This is a genomic window from Gelria sp. Kuro-4 (assembly GCF_019668485.1).
Lineage (GTDB): Bacteria > Bacillota > DTU030 > DUMP01 > DUMP01 > DUMP01.
The window spans coordinates 312,540-333,466 of record NZ_AP024619.1 but is presented as its reverse complement, the minus strand read 5'-3'; the positions used below and the strand labels follow the sequence as shown (position 1 = coordinate 333,466).

Here is a 20,927-nt window from a genome sequence, read left to right as displayed (position 1 = left end):
GGGGGTGAGACATTGGCCTCGCTACTAGAAATCCACGACCTTTCGGTGGAGTACCACACGTTTGAGGGCCGGGCGCAGGCCGTGAACCACTTGCACCTGGTCGTCGGCGGAGGCGAAAGCCTGGGGCTGGTGGGGGAGACAGGAGCAGGCAAGACCACCACGGCGTTGTCCATCCTGCGCCTGCTGCCGCAACCGGTCGGCCGCATTGTAGGCGGGGAGATCAAGTTTAAGGGGCGCAACATTCTTGAGCTGCCTGAACTCGAAATGCGCCGCCTGCGCGGTAACGAGATCTCGATGATCTTCCAGAACCCGATGACGTCGCTCAACCCTGTCTTCACTGTGGGCGAGCAAATTGCCGCTGTTTTGGCCCAGCACCAGGGGCTGCAGCCCCGCGAGGCGCAGGAACGGGCGGGCGGCATGCTGGAAGTGGTAGGTATACCCTCTTACCGGGCGAACGAGTACCCGCACCAGTTCAGCGGTGGGATGCGCCAACGTGTGGGCATCGCCATGGCCCTGGCTTGTCGCCCGGAGCTGCTTATCGCCGACGAGCCGACCACGGCTCTCGATGTCACCATCCAGGCCCAGGTGCTGGCGCTAATGAATGAGCTGAAAGAGAAGTTCCGGATGTCGCTCATCATGATTACCCACAACCTGGGGATTGTGGCGGAAATCTGCGACCGGGTGGCGGTCATGTACGCAGGCAGCATTGTCGAGAGCGGTACAGTGGCAGCGGTGTTTGGCGCTCCGGCGCACCCGTACTCACGGGGGCTGTTCGGCTCGTTGCCCGATCTGGAAAGGCGCAGCCGGCGCTTACGGCCGGTGGAGGGTATGATGCCGGATCCGCTGCACCTGCCGCGCGGTTGCGCCTTCTACCCGCGTTGCCCGGAAGCTGCCGCGGCCTGCGCCGGAGAGCGCCCCAATCTGGTGCCGGTGGCTCAGGACCATAGTGTTGCCTGCCTGAAGGCCGGGAGGGGAGGTGGAGGCCGATGAGCACACCGCTGCTTACGGTTAAAGACCTGACCAAGCACTTTGAGGTAAAGGGACGCGGTAAACTCCACGCCGTGGATGGCGTCGACTTTGCCATCAACCGGGGGGAAACCCTGGGCCTGGTAGGGGAGAGCGGGTGCGGGAAGTCCACCACCGGCCGCTTGGTGTTGCGGCTCCTGCCGGCTACCAAGGGACAGGTTCTCTTTGCCGGCGAAAACGTCCTGGCGGCCGGGGCGGCACAAATGAAGGTCCTGCGGCGCAGAATGCAGATGATCTTCCAGGACCCGTATTCGTGCCTGGACCCGCGCAAGACGGTGCGCCAGATCATTGCCGAACCGCTCTTGATTCAACGCACTGTCAAGGGCAAAGAGCTTTGGGAGCGGGTGGACGAGCTAATGGCGGCCACAGGCGTCACGTCTGAGATGGCCGATAAATTTCCCCACGAGTTGGATGGCGGCCGGCGGCAACGGGTGGGCATCACCCGCGCCCTGGCGCTTAACCCGGAGTTCATCGTCTGCGACGAGCCGGTGTCCGCACTGGACGTTTCCATTCAGGCGCAGATCCTCAACCTGCTGCAGGACCTGCAGGAAAAGCTGGGGCTCACCTACCTCTTCATTTCCCATGACCTGAGCGTGGTGAAGCACATCTCCCAGCGGATCCTGGTGATGTACCTGGGACGCGTGGTGGAGGAGGCCGAGGGCGAGGAACTGTTCCGGCGGCCGATCCATCCCTACACTCAGGCCTTGCTCTCGGCCATCCCCGTGCCGAAGGTAGGTAAACAGCGGGAACGTATCATCCTGAAGGGCGACGTGCCCAGCCCCATCAACCCGCCGCCCGGCTGCCGCTTTGCCAAGCGTTGCTGGCGGGCAGAAGAAAGGTGCGGGAAAGAAGATCCGGTACTGAAGGAAGTGGCACCGGGACACCGAGTGGCTTGCCACCTGGTGCAGTGAGCAAGCCCGGAAAAAACAGAACCGGCGGCGTACGCTGTCTGCGCTGCCGCCGGAAAAACTACGGAGGGATGATTGGCGTGAATATAGAGGGCATCTACCTTCTGCCTGAGATGACCTGGCCGGAGGCTGAAGCAGCCTACAAGGTAGCGAAACTGGCGATTATTCCTGTGGGATCCAATGAACAGCACGGCCCCGGCATTAAGCTGAAGGTGGACGGGGCGCAGGCGTACGAACTGGCCAAGCTGGTGGCCAAGCAGGTGCATCCGCTGGCGGTTGTCACCCCGCCGGTGCACATCGGTGTTTCTTTCCACCACATGCGCTTTCCCGGCACAGTGACGTTGCGACAGTCCACCTTTATGGCCGTGGTTGAGGACATCGTCACCAGCCTGCATCGGTTCGGTTTCAAGAAGTTTCTCTTAATCGACACGCACGGCGGCAACAAACACGCCTGCAACGTGGTGGCTATGGACCTAAAAGAAAAGCTGGGTGTGGAAGTGGCGCACACCCTGTACATCGACCTGGTACGCGACGTGGTCGCCAAAATCCCGGCTGAAAAGCGCGGCCACGGGGCCGACCCAGGGTTGGCTGTCGCGCTCTACCTGGACGAGGATCTTGTGCATATGGACCGCTTAGCCAAGGGTGACGAGCACTGGCCCTACAAAATGATCGGCTCGCGGGACCAGTGGAAGGTGGACTTTCCCTTCTATACCCACGAAGTCACTGCTAACGGTGCCTTTGGCGATCCAGAGGGAACCGGCAAAGAGCTGGGGAAAGAGATCTGCGACAAGGTAGTGGAGCGGCTGGGGGTTTTTATCCGCGACTTTGTCAAGAACGCGTGATCCGGCTGTAAACTCCCAACCCGTTCGATAATGCACCTTCGCCGTGGAGAGCACTAAGATACAAGAACCGGCGCGGCGGTAAGCGGAGAAAAGCCCCATGGGCTGCAGGAGGAACGCTGCCCGCCGTTAAACAGGAGCGAAGCGGAAACCGCATCATACTTAGGGCGGCCCTACAATAGGGCCGCCCGCGCACATTTCTGCCGGCGGTTTTTCCACCTGGCCGCGGCACTGCACAACTCACCTGCCCGCACTAAAAGGGGGTGTGCGGAACCCGGCGCTCAGGCACTGCCCTCCGGTTCCGGCGGCCAGAGACCGGCGAGGGCGAGGGTCAGGCCCGGGAAGAGGGTAGAAGTGAGCTCGCCTGTGTCTTCGTATTCGGCAACCTTCACCAGGTGGTTCTCGCCGTCGCGGCGGTAGATCTCAGCGATGCGCAGCTCGGGGTCGAAAAGCCAGTACTCGCGGACATCGCAGCGGCTGTAGAGGGCGCGCTTGAGCTTCTTGTCCAGCCGGCGGGAGGCATCGGAGATGACCTCCACCACCAGGTCGGGGGCGCCCTGAATGTTCTTGGCCGTCAGGCGCTGGCGGCGGCTGTTGCTGAGGAAGATGAGATCCGGCTGCACCACATCCTCGGGGGAAAGGACGACGTCGACGGGGGCAAACAATACTTCACCCAGCGTATACTTTTCCACCTGCTCGCTAAGGACACGGAACAGTCTGGCCAACAAGCGCTGGTGCCGTGTGGTTGGTGCCGGCGTCACGTAATGCTCCCCCCCAATCAGTTCGTGCCGCCGCCCGTCTTCCGGGAAGAGCAGGTAGTCCTCGTAGGTGAGCTTGGTGGCGGCGACCTCTTCGAGTGCCATGCCCATGGCTTTGCCCTCCTTTCCTGGTTTATTATACCACAAGGAGCTCTTCATAAGACTCATCAACCTGGTCTGGGATGCCTCTGCCGCGCCCCCACCTGCTCGAATAAACCACCGACCGGTGCTTGGGCTAGGGCCGCAGTACCACCTTCACCGCCGTGTCATCCTTGTCCACCAGGGCAAAAGCATCTTTGATCTCGCTCAGCTTGAACTCGTGGGTGATGAGGGGGCGGATCTTCACCAAGCCCTGGGCCACCGGCCGCAGGGCGCGCGGCGCCCAGACGAAGCGCTCTTCGCGCGTGTGGTGGACCAGGCAGGCGTTGATGAAAGTGAAGCCGTCGTCGTGCCAGCGCGAGATATCGAGGCGCACCGGCTGTGTCACCCAGCTGTAAAAGACGAACTTCCCGCCGTAGGCCAGGGCCTGCGTGGCCTGGTTGATGGCCTCCTCGCTGCCGGCCGCTTCCACCACCACGTCGGCGCCCCGGCCGCCGGTTAGGTCTTTAACGGCGGCCACCGGGTCTTCTTCGGCGGTGTTCACCACGACGTCCGCCCCCAGCTCCTTGGCCAGGCGGAGCTTGCCGGCGCAGACGTCCACCACGGCCACGCGATAGGCGCCGGCGGCCTTGGCGCACTGGGCGATCACCTGGCCGGCGAAGCCGGCGCCGAACACCGCCACCACGTCTCCCAGCTTCACCTGCGCTTCCATGCCGGCGAACATGGCGCAGCCGACGGGCTCGCCCAGGCTCGCCAGGTCCAGGTCGAGGCCGGGCGGGACGGGCTGCAGGTCGGTCACCGGGGCCTTGAAGTAGTCGGCGAAGTTGTTGTTCCAGCCGAAGGCCATAACCGCATCGCCCACCTTGTACTCGTGGACGCGCTCGCCCACTTCCACCACGGTACCGCCGCTTTCGTGGCCGAGGTAGAAGGGGAAGCCGGGTTCCTGGCGAAACTCCGCCGTCTGCGGCGGGAGCTTGCCGCGGTAGAAGTTCTTGTCGGAGCCGCAGATGCCCATGAGGTGGTTTTTGACGATCACCTCGGTGGGCCCGCAGGTGAGTTCCCGTTCCGTGAGCTCAATATCATACGGCCCCTTCAGCACGGCAGCGCGGGTCTTGATGGACACGACGGTCACTCCTTTCTCTTTCTACAGAAAAAAGGGCGCACTGGGCGCCCCCGCACGGTTACACCAGCCCTTGGATGATCTCCGCCGCCCGCACGGGGTTAAAGACCCCGCAGACGCACTGCTTGGCCAGCTCCCGGGCCGCCTTTTCCACCGTGGTGCGCCCGGCCTTCACCTCGTCCACCAGGTGCTCCACCAGCGAGAAGGCCACCATGCCGTGGCCGCACATCGTGCTGATGTCGAGCACCGCCGGGGCCGGGAGCTTCTCCCTCGCCCCGTGGATCCCCAGCGAGTGCTCCACCGTGTGCGCCGCCGTCCCGGCGGCGCAGCAGGCCTCGCCCACCTCGTGCACCAGGCCCGAGACCACGATGGAAAGCCCGATGTCCGCCTCCTTCACCTCTTTCAGGCACTTGAGGACGGTCTCTTTATCCGTGAACACCGCGTGGACGATGGAGTTCTCCCGGAAGTTCCCCAGAATCTCGTCCTTCCCCACGGTGAACATGTTCCCGCTCTTCATGTCGCCGAAGTTCACCGGGTTGTACTTCAAAGCGATGTCGGCGAACCGTTTGAACTTGGGGGCCGCGCCCTGGGAGTTCACCCCCTGGGCCGCGATGGCAAAGATCACGTAGTCGTGGGCTAGGCCAGCGGGGTCGCCGCTTCGGTGCAGGGTGTGGGTCATGGGTTAGTCCTCCTTTGCCAGGGGCCGGCCGAGGCCGGCGTTGGTTTTGCCGTTGATGGAAGGGGTGAACCCGGCCCGGCGGGCCAGCTCCGCCGTGGGGATGGTGCCGTCCTCCGCCACGCGGCTGCAGATGTCCAGCGAGAAGACAGTATCGAGCTCGGCCGCCACCTTCTTGATGGCGGTGAGGATGGGCACCACCTGGTCCTCCCGGCAGTCGAACTCCACAATGGCGGAAAGGACCTTCTCGTTCAGGCAGTCGTCCTTTAATTTCCCGGTGCTCTGGTCCACCATGAGCTGAGTGGTGGGGTTCTTCGGCTCGAACTTGACGCCGAAGGGGGCCACCGCCTGGGCCACCTTCTCCACGTTGTAGAGGCGGGTGCCGGTGCCGGGCCGGCCGAGCTCCACGGCGATGCCGGCGTGACCGCGGCGGAAGCGGCCGGTGACGTCGTTGGTCTTCATCTCCTCGGTGCCGCGCCCGGGGACGTTGGTCCCGGGGTGGGTCACCAGAGGGTCGGAGAAGACCTGGCGCAGGATGCGCGGGTACTCGAGCTTAGGCGGCTCGAAGGCGTCCACGGGGCAGACGCCGGCGCGGATGCAGATGCCGCACTCCACGCACTCGTCCTCGTTCACCACGGCGTGGTCTTTCAGGCTGATGGCGCGCATGGGGCAGTACGGGACGCAGGACCCGCAGCCGATGCAAAGATCGGGGTTGATGCGCATGAACGGTCCTCCTCTTTTGCCGGTTGGCATTTAGATTAAAGAGAAAGTACAGGTATCTTGAAGTGGGCCGCCGGCCGGGAGCTTTTTGCTCAGTACTAGTCAGCGGAGGCGAAGATGTGGGGCAGCGCGCCGACGAGGATGCGGGCAGCGGCTGCAGCGTCGCGCACGTCCACCACCTCGCAGGGCGAGTGCGAATAGCGGCGCTCCACGTATGGCTGCAGGGCTGCTTCCATGCGCGCGGCCACACGCCCCTCGTGCCCTGAAGGGCCTGGGATCTGCACCAGTTCATAGAGCAAATCGGCGAGCAATCTAAACCTCCTCCACGACGTTTTCCAGAGTGCCGAGCCCGCTGCCGGTTATCTCCACCACGTCACCCGGCGCGAGCGCCGCCGCCTCCGGGACGATGATCCCCGTGCCGGTGAGGATGGCGGTGAGGGGTGGAAGAACGTTGGCGGAGCGAACGGTGCTGACCAGGTCGGGGATCCGCCGCTTCAAATTAGCGGTGCTGCTGGCACCTGTGAAGATTATATCCCCTTGCCGCCGGATGCGGCAAGATATGGCTATGGCATACGGATCAGGGATTTCGTCGGGGGTGACGAGGTAAGGCCCGAGGGCGCAACACTTGGCGTAGATTTTGCTTTGTGGGAGGTAGAGGGCGTTTTCCCGCTCGATGTCCCAGGCAGAGACGTCGTTGGCCAGGGTGTAGCCCAGCACCTGCCCCTCCGCTCCCACCAGCACGGCCAACTCCGGCTCGGGCGCGGTGAAGTGCGAGTCGGCCCGCTTGCCGATGGTCTCGCCCGGCCCGCTGCAGCGGGCCGCCGTACCCTTGAAGAAAACCTCCGGCCGGGCGGCGCTGTAGACCCGTTCATAAATGTTCTCTGGTTCGGCTAGTTCCTCGGCCCGAAACTCCATGCTCTTTTTGTAGGTTACACCGCATCCCCACACCTCGTCCGGGTAAAAGGGCAGGGTAAGGCGAACCTGCGCCAACTCCCAGCACGGGAGTTCCCGACCGGCCGCTACGCCCGCCACCAGAGCGGCCAGGTCGGTACCGGCGGCCAGAGCGCACCGACAGTAGGCATTGGTAGTGGTCAGCCCGTCCCCGGGCAGGGTTAAATCGCGCACAACGTTGCCCTGGAGCAGGCCCACCTTAAGCGCACCTTGTGGACCGTAAAACTGCACCAGCTTCATACTCCAGCCTCCTTCCCGCTTACCCGCCGACCACTGCACTCTGTTGCGCCAGCCGCTTCTTGTGCCAGGCGCTGAGCGCCGGAAGCAGCGTCAGAAAGACCGCGATCAAAAGCAGGGTCAGGGAGATGGGCCGGGTGAGAAAGATGGCTGCGCTGCCGTGGGAGATCATGAAGGACTGGCGGATGGAAGTCTGCAGGCGCGGGCCGAGCACGAGGGAGAGCACCAGCGCCGGGATGGGGAAACTGAAGCGGTTCATGAAGTAGCCCAGGAGCCCGGCGAAAACCATCACCCAGAGGTCGAAAACGCTGTTGTTCACGCTGTAGGCACCGAGGATGCAGACAGTAACGATGATGGGCGCCAGCGCGGAGCGCGGCACCTTAAGGACGTAAATCAAAAAGGGAATGGACAAAATGCACGTGAGGGCTACCAGGAGGTTCCCTACGTACATGCTGGCGATGAGGCCCCAGACGAACTGCGGCGCTTCCTTAAAGAGGAGAGGGCCGGGGGTGAGCCCCCACATCATGAGACCGCCGAGCAGGATGGCCGTGGTGCCGGAGCCGGGAATGCCCAGCGATAAGAGCGGAGCAAAGGCGCCGATGCTGGCGGCGTTGTTCGCCGCCTCCGACGCGGCTACACCCTCGAGGGCGCCTTTGCCCAGCCGTTCCGGGTGCTTACTCAGCCGCTTGGCGGCGATATACGAAAGGAAGGCGGCAGTGGTTGCCCCCGAGCCGGGAAGCAGGCCGATGTAAAAGCCCAAAACGGCGCTGCGTACAATGGTCCAGGCGCAACGGAGCCACTCGGCCCACGCGAGGAGGCTGTCTTTGAGCGACAATTTCTGATACAGTTGTTCGCCGCCGGTGAACTCCTCCGGACGAGCCAGCATCAGCATCACTTGGGAGAGGCCGAAGAGACCGATGACGAACGGGATGAAGGGAACGCCGGCAGAGAGGTTGACCAGGCCGAAAGTGAAGCGCGGTTGGCCTTGAATCATGTCCACCCCGATGGTGGCCAAGAGCAGTCCCACCGCGCCGGCGATGACACCCTTCACCGGATTGTCCCCCAGAAGCCAGCCGATGCTGGTGAGGGCGAGGACGATGAGCGCCGCGAACTCCGGCGGCCCGAACTTGAGCCCTAAAAAGGCGAGCAGCGGCCCCATGAGGGTGAGGATGATGATACCGATCAGTCCGCCGCAGAAGGAGGCGCTGAAGGCCATAAAGAGGGCGTGACCGGCGCGACCTTGCTTGGCGAGCTGGTTACCGTCCAGGGCGGTCATCACGGCAGGTGAGTCCCCGGGGATGTTAATGAGGATGGCGCTGATGGAGCCGCCGAACATGTTACCGTAGTACAGGGCGGCCAACATGATGATGGCCGTGGCCGGGTTCATCTTAAAGGTGAGCGGCAGAAGCAGGGCCACGCCGGCGACCGACCCCAGCCCCGGGAGTCCGCCCACGATGACGCCCATCAGGCCGCCCAGGAAGGCGAACAGGATGTTGACCGGTTGCAACGCCTGGGCAAATCCTAGCAGCAGGTAATTGAGGATTTCCATAGGTGACCCTACCTTTCCTTAAAAACCGAAAAGACCCTGCGGCAGTGGAACCTGGAGCCAGACGGTGAAGACAAGATAAGCCACTATCACGGTGGGTAGAGCGATCTTCAGCGCGGCCGCCAAGCGGTAATGTTCCAGGAGACACAGCCAGGCGACCAGAAAAAGTCCCAAGCTGACAAAGGTGCCGAGAAGGTGCATGAGCCAGATGCTTACGCCTACCGCGGCTGCCACGAGGGCGACTGTACGCACCTCCCGGACGGTTAGGGCGTCGCCTTTTTTGCGCAGGGTTTGCAGGAAAAGTGAAATACTGAGGATGAGCGTCAGGCTGCCGAAAAGTACCGGGATAAACCCGGGCCCTGGTCCCATGTCCATCCAGTAACCGTAAACCAGGCCCTTGTAGGACCAGTGCAGGCCGACGACAAAGCTTACCAGGGCGGCTAGACGATCGCCAGACATATGATCTGCCCCCGTTCTCTTAGTCCGCCACGAAGCGGGGAGGGTTTTCCGGCTCCCGGCAGGCCGCGACCCAGTAAGCCCTCCCCTATCTGGTCTTGCAGCGCGCCGGGCGCCCAAGGCAGCGGGCGGAGGATGAAACCTGCTCTGCCCGTGTGGGCAAGCCCCGTTCAGGCTGTTTTACTTCTTTATAAGCCCAAGATCGGTAAGAATCTCGGTGTACTGTTTCTCCGCGTCGGCAACGGCCTGGGCGTACTCTTCCGGTCCCAGGTACTGGGAGGTGAGGGCGTTCTTCTCGATGTAGTCCTTCTGCCAGCGCTCCGACTCGGAGACCTTCTTCAGGGCCTCGGCGATGGTCTTGACGGCGTAGTCCGGCATGTCCGGTGTACCGGAAATGGCACGAAGCTGGCGGAAGACGGCGTCGTAGCCCTGCTCCTTGAAGGTGGGAATGTCCGGGTAGGTCTTCAAGCGCTCGGGTGCCATAACGCCCAGCACCTTCACCAGACCGCCCTTCAGCTGCGAGGCGCACTCCGACGGGTTAGCCCAGGCTAACTGAACGTGCCCGCCGAGGAGGGCGCTGATGGTTTCGCCGCCGCCGTCGAAGGGGATGTACTCCACCTTAATGCCGGCGGCCTTTTGGAAGAGGCCGGTGCACATGTGGTCCTCGGAGCCGGTGCCGGTGCCGCCCACCGTGAGTTTCCCAGGGTTGGCTTTGGCGTAATCCACGGCGTCTTTCAGGGTTTTGAACTGGGAGTCAGGCTTGACCAGGAGGAAGAACTCATCCAGGGCCAGAGCGGCGATGGGCTTGAAGGTGGAGGCTTTCACCTCGGCACCGGTGGTGATGGGCGTACTGATCTGGCCGGAAACGACGCCGATGATGGTGTACGGGTCTCCCTTCTTCTGGGCCACTTCGTTCATGCCGATGGCCCCGCTGCCGCCCGGCTTGTTAACCACGACCACAGGTTGTGGCAGGAACTTGTTCTGCTGGATGATGTCCACCACCATGCGGGCCATAACGTCGCTGCCGCCGCCGGCGCCCCAAGGAACGACGTAGGTGATGGTTTTTTCCGGGTACTTGGACTCAGGTGCAGCCTGCTGCCCGCCGCTCTGCGCACCGCAGCCGGCAACGAGAAGGAGCACCATAAGTGCCGCCGCCACAACGCCAATTCGCCTTGTCACTCTTATAACCCCCTTCCGCACTTTCTGCACCATCTTTTCTGCATGATCGACGCTACCCGACTGTTCTTTCTGGCATTCGCACCTCCCTTCAGCTGCGCGACGGGAAAAAGGAGGTTGCTTAGCCGGCCGCGGCGCCCCGGCAGGGTGCTGCTAAAAGCGTGCGGCCAGGGCGGTGAGCAGGCGCGCGGCGCGCTCGGTGTTAAAGATCCCGCACATGCAGGGCTTGGCGAGCTCCGCCGCTGCCGCCGCGGCGGTGCGGCGCCCGGCTTTTACGTCTTCAATCATTTTGTGCACCAGCTGGGCCGGTACCATGGAGTGGCCGCACATGTTGGTTATCTCCAGGATCTCACGGGGCGGTAGCTTGTCGGTGCGGCCCCAGCGGCCCAGCGAGTGTTCCACCGTGTGCCGCGTGAGGCCGGCGGCGTGGCAGGCTTCGTGCACCTCGGCGGCAATGCCCGACACTACCACCGACATCCCCAGGTCGGCCTTGACGAGTTCCTTGAGCACCTCCACCACGGTTTCCTTGTTGTCGAAGACGGCGTGCACCACCGCCTGGTCCTCCACATTGGCCAGGAGGTTGTCGATACCGCCCTGATGGTAGGCGTTGCCCTTGCGGGCATCACCGATGCTGACCGGGTTGTGCTGCAGCGCAATCTGCAAGAAGGTGCGGAGTTTTTCGCCGGAACCCTGGACGTTGATGCCCTTGGACGGCATCATGAGAAATACATAATCGCCGGCTAAGTCGTCCCAACTACCGATCCGGTGCAGGGTGTGTGTCATCTCTGCTGCCTCCTCTATTCCGCCGCCGGCGGCCGGCCCAGCCCGACGTTGGTCTTGGTGTTGATGGAATACCACCAGTTGCCTTTGGCCAGTATCTCTTCGTGCGGGATAGAGCCGTCGGGGTTGCAGCGCGAGCAGACGTCCACGCTGAACACCGACTCCACCTCATGGGACACGCGCTCCAGGGTGTAGAGCACATCCTCCAGCTTTTCAAGCGGTACGGCAAACTCGATGATGGCGGAGAGCACCTTTTCGCGCAAAAGCTCGTCCTTAAACTTGCCGGTCTTGGGGTCGGCCATAAGGCTGGTGGTGGGGTTGACCTTCTCGAATTCCACCCCGAAGCGGGCGATGGCCATGGCGATCTTCTCCACGTCGCTGAGGCGCGCGCCGAGGAGCGGCCGTCCCACCTCCACGGCCACGCCGGCGCAGCCCCGCTTGAAGCGGGCGGTGACGTCGTTGGTCTTCATCTCTTCCGTGCCGCGGCCGGTGATGCCGCTTTCGGGAGCAATGGTGAGGGGGTCGCTCAAAATGCTGCGTACGCTCCGCGGGTAGCTCAGCTCGGGCTGGTACAGCGCACCCGTCTTGCAGGCGGGGCTGCGCAGACAGGCCCCACACTCCACACACTCATCTTGGTCGATTACGGCGTGCCCGCCGTCCGCGCTCAGGCTGATGGCCTGCACCGGGCAGTACAGGACGCAGCGGCCGCAACCGACGCAGCGATCTTCGTCTACCTGCATGCCACTCTCCCCTTCGTCAAGATGTTAACCAGAACTGCGTGTCTTATATAATAAGACAGAGTTTCTGGATTTTCTGTACAAGGGAAATTCGACGGTAAAAAGGTAACACCTTCTTACAACAGCTAAGATTCGAGTTTTGTAATTAAAGTACATAAACAAAACAGGCGTACGGCCTATTTCTTTTTGCGCCCGGCAGGGTTTTGGCAGTGGGAAAAGAAATGGATAGCAAGACTTCGGGTAGACGAGGAGGGGACTACGAAATGACGGACTTGAGCGTTGACCTGGCCGCTGCCTCGCAGAGGGTGCAGGTGGGGGGCAGGGAGTTCTGCGTGCTCCCGCAGGCCGCGGCAGAGAAACTGGCTAAGGGGTCTCAGCGGTCACGGCGGGAGGTGGAGCGCGCCGCGCTTACGGCTGGGATCATCCCCGGGCGTTACCTGCGCAACGTGGGCACCGTGGGGATTTCCGGCCAGTTGCGCCTCTTAAACGCCACGGTGGCGGTGGTGGGCTGTGGTGGTTTAGGCGGACTGGTGGTGGAACTCCTGGCCCGGATGGGGGTGGGCACGTTGGTGCTGGTGGACGGCGATGTTTTCGAAGACAACAACCTTAACCGCCAGCTTCTCTGCACCGAGGCCGACCTGGGGAAGCCCAAAGTGATGGCGGCCTACGAGCGCGTGCTGGCCATCAATGCCGCCGTGGAAGTGCGCTGCCACGAGACGCGCCTAACAAAGGAAAACGCCGCCTTCCTGCTCGGGGGCGCGGACGTAGTGGTTGACGCACTGGACAACCTGCCCAGCCGCTTTGTCCTGGAAAGGGCCGCGCGCCGGCTGCAGATTCCTCTGGTGCACGGGGCCATTGCCGGCTTCTTGGGGCAGGTTCTGACCATCTATCCGGACGACCCCGGGCTGGCCGAGCTTTATGGCCCGGAGGGAAGCCGCGAGCGGGGCGTGGAGGTGGAGACGGGCAACCCGGCCGCCACTCCGGCCCTGGTAGCGGCTTACCAGGCACAAGAGGTGGTCAAGATCCTTACGGGGGCAGGGGAGCCGCTGCGCCGGCGGCTGCTCTACATCGATTCGGCCGGCGGCGAGGTCTATACGCTCAACCTGGGGGAAAGGGGCAAGGAAGAACAAAAGGCCGCTGGAACCAGGCAGGGACCGGCGGTGGTCAGCTTTGTCGGCACCTCCGGGAGCGGCAAGACCACCCTTTTGGTCGAGCTGATTACAGCGCTGACGCGCCGCGGCTTGAAGGTCGCGGCGGTGAAACACTCGCACGAGGAAAACGCCGGCGACGCGCCCGGCAAAGACACACAGCGGCTCAAACAGGCCGGGGCGGAGGGGGTGGCACTCCTAACCCCGGCGCGCACGGCGCTTTTTTACCCGTTGGCGGACGAGGAGGCGGGGGCCCGCTTGACGGACTGGTTTCCCGGGGTCGACTTGATCCTGGTGGAGGGCTGGAAACACGGGCCCTTCCCCCGAGTGCTTGTATTTCGGGCCGGGGTCTCCGAGCCCTTAAGCCCGCCGCCGCCCGATACGATCGCTGTCGTGGGCGACGTGGCGGCGGCCCGGGCAGCGGGTCTCCCCGCCGACCGGCCCGGCTTCGGCTGGGAGGAAGTGGAGGAGCTGGGCGAATTCCTGATGCGTACTTTTCGGGTGGGCGCAGGGCAGAATTAGCAGGTACTTTCCGCCTCGGCCGAGAATAAAGGGGGAACATGACTCGCTGTGCGGGCCAAAATCATCCAAAGGAGGCAGGAGGAGTGGAAAAGCAGGCTGGCATGAGCTACGCGTCCTCGTTCCGGGACCAGTTCACGTGGCGGGCGGTGATCCTGGGTGCTATCGGCTCGGCCATCATCACCACCAGCTCCATGTACGTGGCCCTGCGCATGGGGGCGCTGCCCTGGCCCACCATTTTTGTGGCCATTCTCTCCTTAACCGTGCTCAAGGCGCTGGGACGCACCAACCTCAACGAGATCAACGTCACCCACACCGCCATGTCGGCGGGGGGGATGGTGGCCGGCGGGGTGGCCTTCACCATCCCGGGGATTTGGATGCTGGACAAAAATGCCGCCGTGGGCCTCTGGCCGCTCCTTACGGTCGCCCTGGCGGGTACGGTGCTCGGTGTCATCCTCGTTGCTTCCATTCGCCGCCACTTCATCGAGGTGGAAGAGCTCCCCTTTCCCATGGGGATCGCCGCGGCCGAGACGGTGCTGGCCGGCGATGAAGGCGGCCAGAAGGCCAAGTGGCTGTTCGGCTCCTTGGGGGCGGCGGCGCTGCTCACGGCCCTGCGCGACCAGTGGCAGAGAATCCCCGGGGCCTGGACGCCGCCGGCCCTCTGGTCCCGGAACATCCAATTCGGCCTCTGGGTGTCTCCCATGGCGGTGGGTATCGGTTACCTGATCGGTCCCTTCTTCACCGGTACCTGGTTCCTGGGGGCGGCGCTGAGTTACCTGCTCTTTATCCCGCTGGCCGTAAACGGCGGCTACCTGAGCATGGAGGCGGCCACCGCCCTGAAAAACAGCCTGGGCATCGGGCTCATCGTGGGCGCCGGGGTGGGTGTGCTCCTTAAGGGGGTGCTGCCCAGGGCCCGGGAGATCTTCGGGCCGCTCCTGGGCGGCAAAGGAGATATCAACCTGCGCTGGGCGCCCTTGACTGTGGCGGCCATCATCTTCCTTCTCACCACCGTGGCCGGGATCGGTTTTCTACCCACCCTGGTGACGGTGTTGGGCGTTTGGGTCACCACGGCCATGGCGGCGACCCTGGACGGCCAAACGGGCATCGATCCCATGGAGATCTTCGGCATCCTGGTGCTGCTGGCCGTGAAGCTGTTCTGGCAGCCCGACGCCACGGCCGCCTTCTTTGTGGCCGCGGTGGTGGCGGTGGCCTGCGGCCTGGCGGGGGACAACCTGCAGGACTTCAAGTCCGGGTACATCCTGAAGACGCAGCCGCGGGCCCAGGTGTATGCGGAGCTCATCGGCGGCGTGGTGGGCGCTCTGGTGGCGGTGGTGGTGCTCTTTGTCATGCACCGGGCGTACGGCGCCATGGGCCCGGGCACCGAACTGGTGGCGCCCCAGGCCTACGCCGTTTCCACCATGGTGAGCGGCCTGCCCAACCCGCCGGCCTTCCTCGTGGGCCTGGTGGCAGGCGCCGTCCTCTACTTCCTGGGCGTGCCCGGCATGACCATCGGCATCGGCATCTACCTGCCTATGTTTATCTCCACCACAGCGGCCCTGGGCGGGCTGGCGCGTTGGGTGGTGGACAAAAGGTGGCCGGGCTGGAATGAGAGGGGCCAGCTCATCTCCTCGGGCTTTTTAGGCGGAGAAGGCGTGACGGGAGTAGTCATCGCCCTGGTGCGCGTCTTCACCGGCGCTTGAAACGGATCGGCCCGGGGCCTGGGCCGTTGCCCGCCAAGGCACATCCTCAAGCCGCGTGTTGGGCACTCGGCCCTTGCCCCTCTCACAAGCTGCCGCGGTTAGCATTTTTCAGCCAGGAGGTAGACCATTATGTACAACGCCATTACCGATGTCGACGGTATCCTGGTGGGGCAGGTGAGCGACCGGCGGGCGCTCACCGGCTGCACAGTGGTGCTTTGCCCGGAGGGCGCGGCGGCCGGGGTGGACGTGCGCGGCAGCGCCCCGGGCACGCGCGAGACGGACGCCTTGAGCCCGGTGAACCTGGTGGATAAGGCCCACGCCGTGGTCCTGGCCGGGGGGAGCGCCTTCGGCCTGGACGCGGCGGGCGGGGTCATGGCTTATCTGGAAGAGCGGGGCTGGGGCTTCGATGTCGGTGTCACCAAGGTTCCCATTGTGGCGGCGGCGGTGCTTTTTGACCTGGGTGTGGGTGACTTCCGCGTGCGGCCCGACCGGGCCATGGGCTACCGGGCGGCTGAGCTCGCGGCCGGCGGGCCGGTGGCGGAGGGCAACGTCGGTGCCGGCTGCGGGGCCACGGTGGGCAAGGTGCTGGGCCACGGGCGGTGTATGAAGGGCGGGCTGGGTACGGCCAGCCTGCAGGTGGGGGAGCTTAAGGTGGGAGCGCTGGTGGCGGTGAACGCCCTGGGGGACGTGGTGGACCCGGCCAGCGGGCGGATCGTGGCCGGCGCCTTGGCGGAGGACAAAAAGACCTTCCTTGACACCGAGGCCTTCCTGCGCACCCAGCCCCTTACCCCCGGCGGAGCGATGGGGAACACCACCCTGGGCGTCGTGGCCACCAACGCGCGCCTCACTAAGGCTCAGGCCGGCAAGGTGGCCCAGATGGCCCACGACGGTTACGCCCGGGCCATCCGGCCGGTGCACACCATGCTCGACGGGGACACCATCTTCAGCTTGGCCACCGGCCGGGTGGAGGCCGATGTCAATCAGGTGGGCGCCCTCGCAGCGCAGGCGACGGCCCAGGCCGTCCTGCGGGCGGTGCAGGCGGCCGAAGGCGTGGCCGGCATCCCGGCGGCGCGGGACCTCGCTTGAGCCCCGCCCAGATACGGCAGGTGGAATGAGCCGGGGTGTGACGCGCTGGGCGGCGGCTTCCACGGCACCGCCTTCTTTCCCCGCGCACTACCCCTTCAACCGCCGGCTGCCGGCGGCGCGATGAGGATCTCGTCGCCATCAGCCACCCGGTAGTCCAGCTTTTTGCGGCGGCCGTTCACTGTAACGAGGGGCTGGAGTTCTTCCGGAAAGCCGCAGAGCGCGAGCAGTTCGGCCACCGTAACCGGTGCGGTCAGCTCCTTGACCATAACCTTTTCGCCTTCCGGCAGGTATTTTTTTAAGTAAGAAACAGGCTTAACCCTAACCTGCACACTCTTCACTCCCTGCGGGGCACTGTCCGCGCCAGGGGCGCGCCGCAGCGCGCCCCTTACCTGCTACACGTACTTAAGGAGCTCGCCCAACGCCAGTTTCTCCACCGTTTCGCGCGTGGGCACGCCGTTTTCGTCCCAGCCGCGCCGGGCATAGTACTCGGAGAGGACGCGCTCGTGCTCTGTGGCCGGGGTCTTGCCCACGCGGCCGCCTTCCTTGGCCGTGATGTACATCTTAGGCGGGAGCACATCGTCCTTGCGGCCGATGCCGTCGCGCACGTTGACGAGACGCTGCACCGTAATGACCCGTTTACCTACGTCGGCCAGCTCGGCCGGGGTCCAGTTCCAGCCCGTCACGGCGTTAAAGATGTCGGTGAGCTCGGTAAGGGTCATCCCGGCGCCTTTGACGATAAACTTACAGAACGTCAGGGAGTTGTACATCAGGCTGGCATTGGTGATGACGTAAGCCACCTCGGCGGCGCGGTCGATGTCGAAGCGCTCCGGCGGTTCATCCCAGCCGAGCTCGGGGTAGCAGAGGCCCAGGGCGGTGGCCTGCGGGTCGCCGCGCTCGTGGGAGGCGCCGATGGGGCAGGTGGCGTAGTTCACGCCCAGGCCGAAAACGGCGCGCGGGTCGTGGGCGGGGAAGTCCAGGTTCTTCACGTGGACGATGAGCTCTTCGGCGCCTTTCCCGACCATTTTCGCTGCGCCCACAATGCCTTCCTTAAAGAAGCGGCTCACGCCTTCACCCCGGGCGATCTGCTCGACGAGCTCCACCATCCGGTGGCCGTCGCCCCAGCGCACCGGGCCGCCCAGCTCGGCGTCGGTGAGGAGCCCCTTCTCGTAGCACTCCATCAGGAAACCGATCCAGGCGCCGGCCGAGATGGTGTCGATCCCCAGCATGTTGCAGAGCTCGTTGGCCTTGGTGACGGGGGCCAAGTCGTCGATGAGGAGGTTGGAGCCCAACATGGCGATGGTCTCGTACTCCGGGCCGTTACCCTCCATGGCGAACTCCGGCGGACCGTCCACCCGCACGCGGCGGTGGCAGCCCACCGGGCAGTGCAGACAGTGCAGCGGTTTCGTGTTTAGGACCTCGTTATAGTGCGGCGTCCCCAGCAGGCGCGCGCCCTCGTGCCACACGTCCCCCGTCCAGTATTTGATGGGGGTGTCGCCCATCTCCTCAAACGGTACGATAACGGCGGGTGTACCGTTCTCGCTGAAGCCGGCGCCGCGCTCGGCCAGTTCCCTCATCATTTCCCGGCTGAGCCGGTAGGCCGTTTCGCGGTCGGCCACGGGGCACTCCTGGGTCCCATAGGCGGCGATGGCCTTGAGGTTCTTCGAGCCCATTACGGCGCCGGCACCGCCGCGACCGGCGAAGCTGATGCCGTCGGAGGCGATGCAGGCGATGGGAACCAGGCGCTCACCGGCCGGACCGATACTGAGCACGCTGGCGTTCTTGCCTAGTTCATCCTTTAAGGTGCCGGTGGTTTCGCCGGTTGTCTTGCCCCAGAGGTGCCCGGCGGGGCGGAACTCCACCCTGCCGTCGGTAATGTAGAGGTAGAGCGGTTCGCTGGCCTTGCCTTCGATGACGAGCGAGTCGTACCCGGTGCGCTTGAAGATGGGCGCCCAGGTGCCCGCCCCGGCGGAATCCAGGTACGTGCGGGTTAAGGGTGACTTGGTGACCACGCTCCACTTGGCGCTCCCCGGCGCCGGGACGCTCTGCAGGCAGCCGATGCCGAAGATGATCTTGTTCTCCGGTCCCAGCGGGTCCACCTTGGCCGGTGTCTCCTCGAGCAGCACCTTGGCCCCGTAGCCAGCCCCACCCAGGAGCCTGCGCCAAACGTCCTCACCCACTGGTTCTTCCCGAAAGGTGCGGTCGGTCAGGTTTACGCGTAAGACCTTGCCCCAGTACCCGTTGCCCATACTCTGCTCCTCCTTCCGTGCGTTTACTGGGCTCTGCGGCAGCAGCAACCCATATCCATCACAGCAAACCGTGTGCCAGCGGCGGGCGGCTTAGAAAAGCGCGTGCGGCAGGGGATGTGTACCTACGGTCGGGCGGCGGATCCCCGGTTGTGATCGCAATCGGTACGCCCGTCTGTCCGATATCCGGACAGTGAACGGGAATCCGAACAGCGGCCCCGGCTCTGGTTCAAGTTATGCTTACGAAGCTTGTCGTAGAACGTGGTGCGGCCGATGCCGAGCTCCCGGGCGGCGCGCGTCACGTTGCCCCCCGAGCGGGCCAGGGCGCCGAGGAGCGCCGCCCGCTCGTCACCGCCAGGACGGAGCCGTCGGCGGCTTTCACCGGCACGGCGGTGGTCATGAGGCGGCGCGGGCCCTGGCTGGTCTCCACCAGAAACTCCCGATCGGACCAGGCCTTCCCCGTCTCCAGTGCCGCTGAGATGCCCGGGCGCGACCGTACCAGCGCCGTCACGGGGCGGCCGATGGCCTCCTGGGGGGTGACGCCCAGGGTCTTGCCGCCCAGCGGGTTAAGCTCCATTACCCGCCCCGTTCGGTCCACCACCAGAAAGCCGCTGAAAATGGCGCTCACGATTGCCGCCTGCAGCCGCCGGGCCAGGTCCAGCTCGCGGCGCAGCCGCGCCGCTTCCGCGCATCGGTCGTGTTCTGCGCCTTCCATAACCCCGAGCCCCCTTGCCGCGAACTTCTGAATTGTACTTCGCTGAGCCACCATGTTTTTCCTGCCCGGCCCGCGCCAAACGAAAACAGGACCCGCGCCCTGGCGAGCCCTGCTCATTTTTCCGTCTTCTGATAGAATCCTAGACCAGCCTTTGGATGATCTCCGCCGCCCGCACGGGGTTAAAGACCCCGCAGACGCACTGCTTGGCCAGCTCCCGGGCCGCCTTTTCCACCGTGGTGCGCCCGGCCTTCACCTCGTCCACCAGGTGCTCCACCAGCGAGAAGGCCACCATGCCGTGGCCGCACATCGTGCTGATGTCGAGCACCGCCGGGGCCGGGAGCTTCTCCCTCGCCCCGTGGATCCCCAGCGAGTGCTCCACCGTGTGCGCCGCCGTCCCGGCGGCGCGGCAGGCCTCGCCCACCTCGTGCACCAGGCCCGAGACCACGATGGAAAGCCCGATGTCCGCTTCCTTCACCTCTTTCAGGCACTTGAGGACGGTGTCTTTATCCGTGAACACCGCGTGGACGATGGAGTTCTCCCGGAAGTTCCCCAGAATCTCGTCCTTCCCCACGGTGTACATGTTCCCGCTCTTCATGTCGCCGAAGTTCACCGGGTTGTACTTTAAGGCGATGTCGGCGAACCGTTTGAACTTGGGGGCCGCGCCCTGGGAGTTCACCCCCTGGGCCGCGATGGCGAAGATGACGTAGTCGTGGGCCAGGCCCGCGGGGTCGCCGCTTCGGTGCAGGGTGTGGGTCATGGGTTAGTCCTCCTTTGCCAGGGGCCGGCCGAGGCCGGCGTTGGTTTTGCCGTTGATGGAAGGGGTGAACCCGGCCCGGCGGGCCAGCTCCGCCGTGGGGATGGTGCCGTCCTCCGCCACGCGGCTGCAGATGTCCAGCGAGAAGACAGTATCGAGCTCAGCCGCCACCTTCTTGATGGCGGTGAGGATGGGCACCACCTGGTCCTCCCGGCAGTCGAACTCCACAATGGCGGAAAGGACCTTCTCGTTCAGGCAGTCGTCCTTTAATTTCCCGGTGCTCTGGTCCACCATGAGCTGAGTGGTGGGGTTCTTCGGCTCGAACTTGACGCCGAAGGGGGCCACCGCCTGGGCCACCTTCTCCACGTTGTAGAGGCGGGTGCCGGTGCCGGGCCGGCCGAGCTCCACGGCGATGCCGGCGTGACCGCGGCGGAAGCGGCCGGTGACGTCGTTGGTCTTCATCTCCTCGGTGCCGCGCCCGGGGACGTTGGTACCGGGGTGGGTCACCAGAGGGTCGGAGAAGACCTGGCGCAGGATGCGCGGGTACTCGAGCTTGGGCGGCTCGAAGGCGTCCACGGGGCAGACGCCGGCGCGGACGCAGATGCCGCACTCCACGCACTCGTCCTCGTTCACCACGGCGTGGTCTTTCAGGCTGATGGCGCGCATGGGGCAGTACGGGACGCAGGACCCGCAGCCGATGCAAAGATCGGGGTTGATGCGCATATCAATGCCT

Annotated in this window: 23 protein-coding genes; 6 read left to right on the top strand and 17 right to left on the bottom strand. The window is 64.5% G+C overall.

From position 1 onward, the window contains the following. Window positions 1–12: 12 nt before the first annotated feature. The 3 genes from K5554_RS01760 (at window position 13) to K5554_RS01750 (ending at window position 2,776) form a co-directional block, all read left to right on the top strand. Window positions 13–990 (top strand): ABC transporter ATP-binding protein, encoded by a 978-nt coding sequence (locus tag K5554_RS01760; protein ID WP_255565457.1) that lies wholly within the window; start codon window positions 13–15, stop codon window positions 988–990. After that, a complete protein-coding gene (locus K5554_RS01755; RefSeq protein WP_221039459.1) occupies window positions 987–1,937 on the top strand; it encodes an ABC transporter ATP-binding protein in 951 nt (316 codons plus the stop codon). Before K5554_RS01760 ends, K5554_RS01755 begins: the two co-directional genes overlap by 4 nt. A 77-nt stretch (window positions 1,938–2,014) precedes the next feature. Further along, window positions 2,015–2,776, top strand: a complete 762-nt coding sequence (locus K5554_RS01750; RefSeq protein WP_221039458.1) for a creatininase family protein — start codon at window positions 2,015–2,017, stop codon at window positions 2,774–2,776. A gap of 278 nt (window positions 2,777–3,054) precedes the next feature. On the opposite strand, the gene K5554_RS01745 is transcribed toward K5554_RS01750, so the two are convergent. The 11 genes from K5554_RS01745 to K5554_RS01695 all read right to left on the bottom strand — a co-directional run bounded on the left by K5554_RS01745 (window position 3,055) and on the right by K5554_RS01695 (window position 12,032). After that, window positions 3,055–3,642 carry a Uma2 family endonuclease gene (locus K5554_RS01745; RefSeq protein ID WP_221039457.1) on the bottom strand — a complete coding sequence of 196 codons (588 nt, stop codon included), beginning with the start codon at window positions 3,640–3,642 and terminating at the stop codon, window positions 3,055–3,057. A 124-nt stretch (window positions 3,643–3,766) separates the two neighbouring features. Further along, window positions 3,767–4,753: a zinc-binding dehydrogenase gene (locus tag K5554_RS01740; protein WP_221039456.1), complete on the bottom strand. Its 987-nt coding sequence runs from the start codon at window positions 4,751–4,753 to the stop codon at window positions 3,767–3,769. A 58-nt stretch (window positions 4,754–4,811) separates the two neighbouring features. Beyond that, window positions 4,812–5,429, bottom strand: a complete 618-nt coding sequence (locus K5554_RS01735) for a hypothetical protein (RefSeq protein WP_221039455.1) — start codon at window positions 5,427–5,429, stop codon at window positions 4,812–4,814. 3 nt (window positions 5,430–5,432) lie between these two features. Next, the gene (locus K5554_RS01730) at window positions 5,433–6,149 is read right to left on the bottom strand and encodes a DUF362 domain-containing protein (protein WP_221039454.1); all 717 of its coding nucleotides are present in this window, start codon (window positions 6,147–6,149) and stop codon (window positions 5,433–5,435) included. A gap of 95 nt (window positions 6,150–6,244) precedes the next feature. Further along, window positions 6,245–6,457: a hypothetical protein gene (locus K5554_RS01725; RefSeq protein ID WP_221039453.1), complete on the bottom strand. Its 213-nt coding sequence runs from the start codon at window positions 6,455–6,457 to the stop codon at window positions 6,245–6,247. A 1-nt stretch (window position 6,458) separates the two neighbouring features. Further along, window positions 6,459–7,337 carry a fumarylacetoacetate hydrolase family protein gene (locus K5554_RS01720; protein WP_221039452.1) on the bottom strand — a complete coding sequence of 293 codons (879 nt, stop codon included), beginning with the start codon at window positions 7,335–7,337 and terminating at the stop codon, window positions 6,459–6,461. A gap of 19 nt (window positions 7,338–7,356) precedes the next feature. Further along, entirely contained in the window at window positions 7,357–8,883 is a 1,527-nt protein-coding gene (locus K5554_RS01715; RefSeq protein ID WP_221039451.1) for a tripartite tricarboxylate transporter permease, read from the bottom strand. Window positions 8,884–8,901: 18 nt separating this feature from the next. Beyond that, on the bottom strand, window positions 8,902–9,339 hold the full coding sequence (locus K5554_RS01710) for a tripartite tricarboxylate transporter TctB family protein (RefSeq protein WP_221039450.1): 438 nt from the start codon (window positions 9,337–9,339) through the stop codon (window positions 8,902–8,904). A 177-nt stretch (window positions 9,340–9,516) separates the two neighbouring features. Next, window positions 9,517–10,515: a tripartite tricarboxylate transporter substrate binding protein gene (locus tag K5554_RS01705; RefSeq protein ID WP_221039449.1), complete on the bottom strand. Its 999-nt coding sequence runs from the start codon at window positions 10,513–10,515 to the stop codon at window positions 9,517–9,519. A gap of 150 nt (window positions 10,516–10,665) precedes the next feature. After that, window positions 10,666–11,295 carry a hypothetical protein gene (locus K5554_RS01700; RefSeq protein WP_221039448.1) on the bottom strand — a complete coding sequence of 210 codons (630 nt, stop codon included), beginning with the start codon at window positions 11,293–11,295 and terminating at the stop codon, window positions 10,666–10,668. Window positions 11,296–11,309: 14 nt separating this feature from the next. Beyond that, entirely contained in the window at window positions 11,310–12,032 is a 723-nt protein-coding gene (locus K5554_RS01695) for a DUF362 domain-containing protein (RefSeq protein WP_221039447.1), read from the bottom strand. A gap of 260 nt (window positions 12,033–12,292) precedes the next feature. On the opposite strand from K5554_RS01695, the gene mobB reads away from it, so the two are divergent. The 3 genes from mobB (at window position 12,293) to K5554_RS01680 (ending at window position 16,482) form a co-directional block, all read left to right on the top strand. Then, window positions 12,293–13,699, top strand: a complete 1,407-nt coding sequence (gene mobB, locus K5554_RS01690) for a molybdopterin-guanine dinucleotide biosynthesis protein B (protein WP_221039446.1) — start codon at window positions 12,293–12,295, stop codon at window positions 13,697–13,699. 83 nt (window positions 13,700–13,782) lie between these two features. Continuing rightward, window positions 13,783–15,396, top strand: a complete 1,614-nt coding sequence (locus tag K5554_RS01685; RefSeq protein WP_221039445.1) for an OPT/YSL family transporter — start codon at window positions 13,783–13,785, stop codon at window positions 15,394–15,396. A gap of 129 nt (window positions 15,397–15,525) precedes the next feature. Then, entirely contained in the window at window positions 15,526–16,482 is a 957-nt protein-coding gene (locus tag K5554_RS01680) for a P1 family peptidase (RefSeq protein ID WP_221039444.1), read from the top strand. A 95-nt stretch (window positions 16,483–16,577) separates the two neighbouring features. Here K5554_RS01680 and K5554_RS01675 read toward each other — a convergent pair whose 3' ends face one another. The 6 genes from K5554_RS01675 to K5554_RS01655 form a co-directional block, all read right to left on the bottom strand. Further along, window positions 16,578–16,811: a MoaD/ThiS family protein gene (locus K5554_RS01675; protein WP_221039443.1), complete on the bottom strand. Its 234-nt coding sequence runs from the start codon at window positions 16,809–16,811 to the stop codon at window positions 16,578–16,580. 63 nt (window positions 16,812–16,874) lie between these two features. Further along, the gene (locus K5554_RS01670) at window positions 16,875–18,728 is read right to left on the bottom strand and encodes an aldehyde ferredoxin oxidoreductase family protein (protein ID WP_221039442.1); all 1,854 of its coding nucleotides are present in this window, start codon (window positions 18,726–18,728) and stop codon (window positions 16,875–16,877) included. 122 nt (window positions 18,729–18,850) lie between these two features. After that, window positions 18,851–19,027: a helix-turn-helix domain-containing protein gene (locus K5554_RS14640; RefSeq protein WP_370636933.1), complete on the bottom strand. Its 177-nt coding sequence runs from the start codon at window positions 19,025–19,027 to the stop codon at window positions 18,851–18,853. Next, the gene (locus tag K5554_RS01665; RefSeq protein ID WP_221039441.1) at window positions 19,024–19,440 is read right to left on the bottom strand and encodes a PAS domain-containing protein; all 417 of its coding nucleotides are present in this window, start codon (window positions 19,438–19,440) and stop codon (window positions 19,024–19,026) included. The genes K5554_RS14640 and K5554_RS01665 overlap by 4 nt, the downstream gene beginning before the upstream one ends. A gap of 139 nt (window positions 19,441–19,579) precedes the next feature. Then, window positions 19,580–20,197, bottom strand: a complete 618-nt coding sequence (locus tag K5554_RS01660) for a hypothetical protein (RefSeq protein ID WP_221039440.1) — start codon at window positions 20,195–20,197, stop codon at window positions 19,580–19,582. Between the two features lie 3 nt (window positions 20,198–20,200). Further along, window positions 20,201–20,917 carry a DUF362 domain-containing protein gene (locus tag K5554_RS01655; protein WP_221039439.1) on the bottom strand — a complete coding sequence of 239 codons (717 nt, stop codon included), beginning with the start codon at window positions 20,915–20,917 and terminating at the stop codon, window positions 20,201–20,203. Between the last annotated feature and the right edge of the window lie 10 nt (window positions 20,918–20,927).

Coding starts and splice junctions, on each gene's coding strand:
- K5554_RS01755 (WP_221039459.1), top strand. CDS start 987: ATGAGCACACCGCTGCTTACGGTTAAAGACCTGACCAAGCACTTTGAG.
- K5554_RS01745 (WP_221039457.1), bottom strand. CDS start 3,642: ATGGGCATGGCACTCGAAGAGGTCGCCGCCACCAAGCTCACCTACGAG.
- K5554_RS01735 (WP_221039455.1), bottom strand. CDS start 5,429: ATGACCCACACCCTGCACCGAAGCGGCGACCCCGCTGGCCTAGCCCAC.
- K5554_RS01730 (WP_221039454.1), bottom strand. CDS start 6,149: ATGCGCATCAACCCCGATCTTTGCATCGGCTGCGGGTCCTGCGTCCCG.
- K5554_RS01720 (WP_221039452.1), bottom strand. CDS start 7,337: ATGAAGCTGGTGCAGTTTTACGGTCCACAAGGTGCGCTTAAGGTGGGC.
- K5554_RS01715 (WP_221039451.1), bottom strand. CDS start 8,883: ATGGAAATCCTCAATTACCTGCTGCTAGGATTTGCCCAGGCGTTGCAA.
- K5554_RS01710 (WP_221039450.1), bottom strand. CDS start 9,339: ATGTCTGGCGATCGTCTAGCCGCCCTGGTAAGCTTTGTCGTCGGCCTG.
- K5554_RS01700 (WP_221039448.1), bottom strand. CDS start 11,295: ATGACACACACCCTGCACCGGATCGGTAGTTGGGACGACTTAGCCGGC.
- K5554_RS01695 (WP_221039447.1), bottom strand. CDS start 12,032: ATGCAGGTAGACGAAGATCGCTGCGTCGGTTGCGGCCGCTGCGTCCTG.
- mobB (WP_221039446.1), top strand. CDS start 12,293: ATGACGGACTTGAGCGTTGACCTGGCCGCTGCCTCGCAGAGGGTGCAG.
- K5554_RS01680 (WP_221039444.1), top strand. CDS start 15,526: ATGTACAACGCCATTACCGATGTCGACGGTATCCTGGTGGGGCAGGTG.
- K5554_RS01670 (WP_221039442.1), bottom strand. CDS start 18,728: ATGGGCAACGGGTACTGGGGCAAGGTCTTACGCGTAAACCTGACCGAC.
- K5554_RS01665 (WP_221039441.1), bottom strand. CDS start 19,440: ATGGAAGGCGCAGAACACGACCGATGCGCGGAAGCGGCGCGGCTGCGC.
- K5554_RS01660 (WP_221039440.1), bottom strand. CDS start 20,197: ATGACCCACACCCTGCACCGAAGCGGCGACCCCGCGGGCCTGGCCCAC.
- K5554_RS01655 (WP_221039439.1), bottom strand. CDS start 20,917: ATGCGCATCAACCCCGATCTTTGCATCGGCTGCGGGTCCTGCGTCCCG.